Below are 6777 nucleotides of genomic sequence, written 5' to 3'. Positions count from 1 at the left end.
ACGAGGATCGATGGGTTCACTGACAGCCACCGCCCGAGCCTCACGGCAAAAGTGTCACCACCAACCCCGCCCGAACTGTCACCGATCTCCTGATGCAGAACCGTCACCCATGTCCTGCGAGATGACATCTGAGTGATCAACATGGGACCAGTATCTCGAACAGTTGTTCGAGTTCGCATCACTCGAACCGGTCGTCTCTGGGGTGACTGAGTGCGCAGGCCATGATCAGCGAGTGAACGCCGAAGAGCTGGTCTCGATCGAGCTGGCCGACGAAGAACGCGAAGTGCTGCGTCGCGGACTGAATGAGTGGCGTGGGCCAGCACATTGCACTGAGGCGCTCGCCGTGGCGATGGGCTTCCGGAACGTGGCTGATCTGCACGAAGAAGGAAATCGTCTGCATGCGGCGCTCACCGCTGGCGATCCGCTCAGCACTCGGGACTGGCGGCGGGTGTTGGTGGCGACCGAAATCGTCTTCGCCAGCGACGTGTTCGGCTCAGGCTGCGATTGGTCAATCACGACCGGCTACTCGGACGAGGACACGATCAAGATCCTGCGGCGGTTGCAGCGAACCATCCCTCTCGCACTTCGCCGCGCACTCCACCGTCGCGATGATTAAGCGGCCACGAAAAAGCCCGCCAGCGACACGAATGTCACCGGCGGGCCAGGAGGAACCAGAGAAAAACTCAGCGACCGGCGAAGTCCCGCACCGATTCCAGCGCGGTATCCGGCTGGTCGGCGAAGAATCCGTCGACCCCGGCCTTCAGGAACGCCGCTTCCTCCGCGAACACGTTGCCGAACGCGCTCGGGCTCGCCGAGGAGCGCAGGTTCGCCGGAAGGAACGGGTTTTCGTTGCGGAAGGTGTAGGGCTGCACTTCAAGACCGGCGCGGTGCGCGTCGGCGATCAGCGTGGTCGGCTTGCCGAGGTTGTCCTGCGCGTCGCGCGGGATGATCTGGCCCTTCTCCGGGCCGAGGTACTTCGCGTACTTCGCGATCTCGCGCAGGCCGGCGGGCGTGATCAGGTCGGCGTACGTGCGCTTGTCGCCCTTCGCGACGAAGTCGGCGGGAGCGCCCTTCGCCTCGGTCAGCTGCAGCAGCGGAACCCGCACCTGCTTGTGCAGTTCCTGGAGGTTCGACACCTCGAACGACTGGATGATCACCGGCGCGTTCGGCCGGTTCAGGCCGTTGCGGTTGAGGATCGAGACCAGCTTCGGTTCGGTCGGGTTGCCGATCGAGCTGAAGTACGTCGAGTGCTTGACCTCCGGGTAGGTGCCCAGCGTCCGGTGCAGCTCGTGGCCGAGTCGCCGGGTCAGGTCGAGCACCTCCTGGTAGGTGGCGATCCGGTAGCGGCCGTCGTAGAGCTGGTTGTTCGGCCGGTTCTGCGGGATCCGCTCCTTCGCGTAGAGCGTCTTCAGCTCGGCGAGGGTGAAGTCCTCGGTGAACCAGCCGGTCATCTTTGTTCCGTCGATGACCTTCGTGGTCTTGCGCGAGGCGAACTCCGGGTGGGCCGCGACGTCGGTGGTGCCGCCGATCTCCGGCTCGTGCCGGGCGACGAGCTGGCCGTCCTTGGTCGGCACCAGGTCGACGTCGACGTAGTCCACGCCCATCCGGTAGGCGAGTTCGTACGACGCGAGCGTGTGCTCCGGGCGGTAGCCGGGCGCGCCCCGGTGTCCGACGATCACCGGGCCATCGTGCCGGGGACCGTGCGCGGCCGCACCCGCGGCCGTCTCCTCGCTCGCGGAGGCCGGGCCGATCGCGAGACCCGCGACGCCGAGCAGGGCCAGACCGGACAGGGCGAGCACGCCGAGGCGTTTGCGCTTCATGGGGGGGGACCTTTCTCTACCGGGCGATCCGCAGCTCGCCACGACTACCGCGTCACCCTCACCGCCGCAAGCGTCGGGCGCGCGGCACCAGCCGGACGGGCGGTTGACAACCGGGTAAACGGTGGATGGCGGGCGAATCCGGACACCGGGCGACCTGCACCGGACCAGTCGCGCACCTGGTCCGGGCCGGGGTCGCGGACGGCGCGCTGCCGCGGCGCGACACGCACCGTTACGCTGTCCGGCGTGCGCGTACTGGTAATCGGCTCCGGCGCCCGGGAGCATGCACTCGTCCTCGCGGTGGCAGGCGACCCCGCGGTCACGGCGCTCGCTTGCGCCCCCGGCAATGCCGGCACGACTGCGGTCGCGGAGCAGCTCGGGGTCGAGCTCGCCGAGCCGGAGGCCGTCGCTGCCCTGGCCAAGGAATGGAAGGCCGATCTCGTCGTGATCGGGCCGGAGGTGCCGCTCGTCGCGGGCGTCGCCGACGCGGTGCGCGACGCTGGCATCGCCTGCTTCGGACCGTCTGCCGCGGCTGCGCGCATCGAGGGGTCGAAGGCGTTCGCGAAGGACGTCATGGCGGCCGCGAAGGTGCCGACAGCCCGCAGTGAGGTCGTCGACACTCCCGCGCGCCTCGACGCCGCGCTTCAGCGCTTCGGGCCCACCTGGGTCGTGAAGGACGACGGTCTCGCCGCTGGCAAGGGCGTGGTCGTGACCCAGGACGTCGAGGTCGCGCGCAAGCACGCGCTGATGCTGCTCGACGGCGGCCACCCGGTCCTCCTGGAGTCCTTTTTGGACGGCCCGGAGGCCTCGCTGTTCTGCTTCGTCGACGGTCGCACCGTGGTGCCGATGCTGCCCGCGCAGGACTTCAAGCGCGTCGGCGACGGCGACACCGGCCCGAACACCGGCGGCATGGGTGCGTACGCGCCGCTGCCGTGGGCGCCTGCCGACCTGGTGGACGACGTCGTCGCGCGGGTTGTGCAGCCGGTGGTGGACGAGCTCGCCGACCGGGGCAGCCCCTTCTCCGGCCTGCTCTACGCCGGTCTCGCGCTCACCTCGGAAGGCCCGCAGGTGATCGAGTTCAATTGCCGCTTCGGCGACCCCGAGACGCAGGTTGTGCTGGCGCTGCTGCGTACGTCGCTGGCGACCGTGCTGAACGCGACGGCCACCGGGAAGCTGGCTGAGCTGCCGCCGCTGGAGTGGTCGGGCGGGGCCGCGGTCACCGTCGTGATCGCTGCCGACGGGTACCCGGGCAAGCCGCGCACTGGTGACGTCATCACCGGCGGAGAGATCGAAGGCGTGCTTCACGCGGGTACGCGGCGTCGCGACGACGGTGCGGTGATCTCGGCTGGCGGACGCGTGCTGTCCGTCGTCGGCACTGGTAAGACGCTTAAGGCGGCGCGTAAGCACGCGTACGAGACTGTCGAGCGCGTACACCTCGCTGGCTCGCACCATCGCACCGATATCGCACTGCGCGCGGCCAACGGGGAAGTAAGCGCTCCCGTCTAAGCAGCTTCTCCACGAAGTTCGCCTCGGGTTCACGCGCCGGTTGGTAGCCTCGAAACGGGTCCGTACGGTCACTGTCCGTATCACGGGAGGGGTTAGCGCATGCCGGGAAGCACACCGCTCACCGACCTGGCTTCGTCGGTTCCGGCAGCGCCGGGCGTGGCGGACATCGTGGTCGAGCCGGCGAAGCTGCTCGAGGTCGCGCGAGTGGTCGACGAGCAGGTCAGCGCGCTCGAAGACAAGCTCCTCACGCGGCTGGGCGAGTTGCGCGTCGACACTCCTTCGTCGGACACGGTGAGCGTCAACGCGATGGCTGCGTGGAACACCGTGGTCGCCGAAGGTGATCAGTCGTACGCCGCGCAAGTGCGCGCGTACGTCGCCAACCTGCACAAGCTTGTCGGACAGCTGCGCGAAGCAGCGAAGACGTACGAGGCCAGCGACGCGGACAAGGCTGCGGCGTTCGGGGACCGCGGTGCGCACGGCATCCACTAAGCCGCTCCTCGCCGTCGTCGCGGTGCTCGGGGTCGCGGGCTGCTCGTCGGGCGAGCAAGGCACCGCGTACCCCGTACAGCCCGCGATGAGTTCCCTGGCGCAGCAGACGAAAGCGGCCGCATTGCCGCCGCGGCCGTCGGACTTGCCGATCGCCGGTACCGATCCGTGCGACCTGCTGGGGCAGGCGCAGCTCGACCTGTTGAAGGTCACGAGCGTGCCGCGCAAGGCCGCCGACCCGAAGGACGGGCCCACCTGCGTGTTCGATTCGGACAAGACCGAGCCGTTCCACGCGCTGCACCTGCGGATCGTCAACGCGGACGTGCAGGAGTGGCTCACCGGATCGCGGCGCAAGAACAGCATGACCACCGCGGCGACCAGCGTCGAGGGCTATCCGGCGATCACGAACTACCGCGCGGCGGGCACCCCCGCTGACTGCGAGGTGCTCGTCGGCGTCGCCGCGGGACAGACCATGGCGGCACAGGAGTTCGCGGTCACCGCGGGCGCGTTCAGCCAGCCGCAGTTGTGCGACATCGCCACCCAGGCCGCCGGCCTGGCCGTGCAGGGCCTGAAGAACCGGACCTAGGGAGGGCGCGTGGAGATCTCCGAACTCGCGGGCAGGATCCGCGACCACCGTTTCGACGGGTGGACCGACACCGCCATCGCCGACGAGATCGAGAAGTTCGGCACCGGCGACGGAATCGCCAGCATCGCCACCGCGGTCGAGGCGCTGCGGGAAATCGCGACCGCGCTCGCGAGCACCGATCACACGCTGCGCGACCAGCTGGCGAAGCTCGGCGTCGAATGGCAGAGCCAGGCGGGCGGACAGGCCGGGCAGGTGCTGTCGGACCAGGCTGGCTTCTCGCAGGACGCGATGCAGAAGGTCACGCACACCGCGGAAATGCTTTTCGCGCAAGGGGAAGCGTTCAACCGCACCAAGTACAAGCTGCCCGACCCGGCCGCGGTGCGCAAAGGCGCGGAGAGCCTCACGCTCGTCGATTCGGTGGCGAGCTTCCTCGGGTTCGAGACCGATCACGCGGCTCAGGTGCAGGCGGCGGACAACGCGCGCGGCCAGGCGGTCGAGGCGTTGAACGCTTACGCCCAGCAGAGCGGTGAAAACCTGCTGTCCACCGAACCGTTGAGCCAGCCGCAGTCGCTCGCGATGGTCCAGCCCGGCAGCGGTCCGAGCCCGGTCGACCGCGCGGCCGCGGCGGTCGAGGTGACGCCGGACGGTCAGGTGCAGCCCGCCGCGGCGTCGGTGAAATCGCAGTACGTTCCCCCGCCGCCGCCTCCGGCCCCGCCGGTCGTGGATCCGCCGACGCCCGCGTACGGCACGGCTTCGCAGGCACCGGCTCCTCGGCCGGTCGCGCCGGTGGTCGCGGCCAGCTACGTGCCGCCGTCCTCGCCGCCTCCTGCGGGCTGGGAGACGGGACCGGCACCGCACGGCAATCCGCCGCGCTCGGTCGGTTCGGCCAACGGACCGGGAATCCCCAGCGCGCCAAGCACTTCGGGTGGTTCAGGCGGGACACGGGTTCCGGGCGGGCCCGGGCAGTCCGGCACCTTCCTGCCGACTGGTCCGCGTGGGACGGGCAGCGGATCCGAGAGCGGTCCGGTTAGCCGCGGAACCGTGGGCAGTGCCGAAAGTCTCGGCGGCACAAGCGGATCCGGTCGTTCGGCGGTCGGCGGCCAGGGCGGAAACCTCGGCGGTGCCGCGGGCGGCAGCTATCCCGCTGGCGGGCAGGAAAACCAAGCGCTGCAACGAGGTCGTCTGGTCGGAAGTGTCCCGCAGGCACCGGTGCCGCCCGTCGCCGAAACCCCCGGCAACGCCCCGGCCCCGCGTGCAGGTGGTGCGTCTGCCGGAGAAATCGGAGCAGGCGCCGCTGCTTTGGGCGCGGGAGTGGCCGGTGGCGCGCTTTCCGGCGACCGCGAACGGCAAGGCCGCGGGCAAGACGGTCAGCCGAAGGGTCCGGTCCGGCCGTTGCCGGTGGACGAGCTTCCCGAGGAAGAAGCCGTCGCACTGCGGAAAGCCGAGCAGATCGCGCCGAAATCGGGCGGCGGCGACGCCAAGTACCTCTCCCAAGCCGCGCCGCAGGAAAGCGACGACGAGCACGTGCGCCGCTTCGGCGTCGACGACAAGGACCTGTTCGCCGACGGCCGGATGGTGACGCGCGACGTCCTCGGCGACGGCACGGGAGACGTGCGCCGGCCGTGAACCTGGTACTGACCGCCCTCGAATTCGATGTGCTGTGGGAATCGCTGGACCTGGGCGGGCGTCCGGCCGCGCTCGCGGTTCCGTCGCCCGGGCGCACGCACACCGAACGGGCCGAACTGATCGAGTCCGTCTGGGATTCGCTGGCGCAGCGACGGCTGGCGCGCGGGCGCCGTCCTTCCGGGACGGTGCTCGACCAACTGCATTTGCTGGCGCGTCCGCGGGAAGCTCTGGACGTGTGGGTGTGGGCGGACCGCGAGATCCGCGGCCGCGCGGTGAGCCGGGGCAGCCAAGCCGTGCTCGCGGTGGTCGACCGGGACGAGGTGTGGCTGATCCCCGCCGACGCCAGCGCGCTGGCCGACGCCGCGGTGACGGTGGCCGGATCGCTCGACCCGGGCGTCGGCCAGTCGGTCTCGGTACCGCACAGCACGCTCGTCGCCGCCGACGCGGCTGCCGCGGGTGATCCGAAAGCGCTGGTCACGGCCTTGGAAGACCGGGGCGTGGCGTTGTGGGAAGCGCAGGAACTGGCGGGCATGCTGATGGGACAGGCGGCCCGCGGCCAGTTCTGCGCGGAACGGGTCCTGCGGGACGGCACGGTGCGCCGCTCGCCGCACGTGGCGGCGTTCTACGACACCGATTCCGGGCGGTATCTGTTCCAGCTCACCGACGATTCGGACGGGCACACCTGGGCGACGGTGAGCCCGGCGGACAACGCGGTGCTGGCGGAGCGGGTGCGGGAGTTGCAAGCCGCGATTTGAG

7 protein-coding genes are annotated in these 6777 nt (G+C 69.9%); 6 read left to right on the top strand and 1 reads right to left on the bottom strand.

Annotated elements, in window-relative coordinates; all coding sequences use genetic code 11:
• Positions 1–232: 232 nt before the first annotated feature.
• Complete coding sequence (locus tag PUT80_RS18545; protein WP_275292951.1) at positions 233–616, top strand: hypothetical protein; 384 nt, start codon at positions 233–235, stop codon at positions 614–616.
• A gap of 67 nt (positions 617–683) precedes the next feature.
• Here PUT80_RS18545 and PUT80_RS18540 read toward each other — a convergent pair whose 3' ends face one another.
• Complete coding sequence (locus tag PUT80_RS18540; protein ID WP_043834738.1) at positions 684–1820, bottom strand: glycerophosphodiester phosphodiesterase; 1137 nt, start codon at positions 1818–1820, stop codon at positions 684–686.
• Positions 1821–2063: 243 nt separating this feature from the next.
• Here PUT80_RS18540 and purD point away from each other — a divergent pair, with 243 nt between their 5' ends.
• The 5 genes from purD to PUT80_RS18515 all read left to right on the top strand — a co-directional run bounded on the left by purD (position 2064) and on the right by PUT80_RS18515 (position 6776).
• Positions 2064–3323 (top strand): phosphoribosylamine--glycine ligase, encoded by a 1260-nt coding sequence (gene purD / locus PUT80_RS18535; RefSeq protein WP_037808770.1) that lies wholly within the window; start codon positions 2064–2066, stop codon positions 3321–3323.
• A 99-nt stretch (positions 3324–3422) separates the two neighbouring features.
• Positions 3423–3812, top strand: a complete 390-nt coding sequence (locus tag PUT80_RS18530) for a PE domain-containing protein (RefSeq protein WP_037354127.1) — start codon at positions 3423–3425, stop codon at positions 3810–3812.
• On the top strand, positions 3793–4395 hold the full coding sequence (locus PUT80_RS18525; protein WP_051172556.1) for a DUF3558 domain-containing protein: 603 nt from the start codon (positions 3793–3795) through the stop codon (positions 4393–4395). Before PUT80_RS18530 ends, PUT80_RS18525 begins: the two co-directional genes overlap by 20 nt.
• A gap of 9 nt (positions 4396–4404) precedes the next feature.
• Positions 4405–6021, top strand: coding sequence for a hypothetical protein (locus PUT80_RS18520; protein ID WP_275292950.1), 1617 nt, complete (start codon positions 4405–4407; stop codon positions 6019–6021).
• Positions 6018–6776, top strand: a complete 759-nt coding sequence (locus tag PUT80_RS18515) for an ESX secretion-associated protein EspG (RefSeq protein WP_037808765.1) — start codon at positions 6018–6020, stop codon at positions 6774–6776. Before PUT80_RS18520 ends, PUT80_RS18515 begins: the two co-directional genes overlap by 4 nt.
• The last annotated feature ends 1 nt before the right edge of the window (position 6777 follow it).

Origin of the sequence: Amycolatopsis sp. La24, assembly GCF_029087445.1 — a bacterium.
Lineage (GTDB): Bacteria > Actinomycetota > Actinomycetes > Mycobacteriales > Pseudonocardiaceae > Amycolatopsis > Amycolatopsis nivea.
This window is presented reverse-complemented; position numbering and strand designations above follow the sequence as displayed.

What these genes read in the sequence shown, in the direction of transcription:
- PUT80_RS18540 (WP_043834738.1), bottom strand. Translation starts at nt 1,820, where the DNA reads ATGAAGCGCAAACGCCTCGGCGTGCTCGCCCTGTCCGGTCTGGCCCTG.
- PUT80_RS18530 (WP_037354127.1), top strand. Translation starts at nt 3,423, where the DNA reads ATGCCGGGAAGCACACCGCTCACCGACCTGGCTTCGTCGGTTCCGGCA.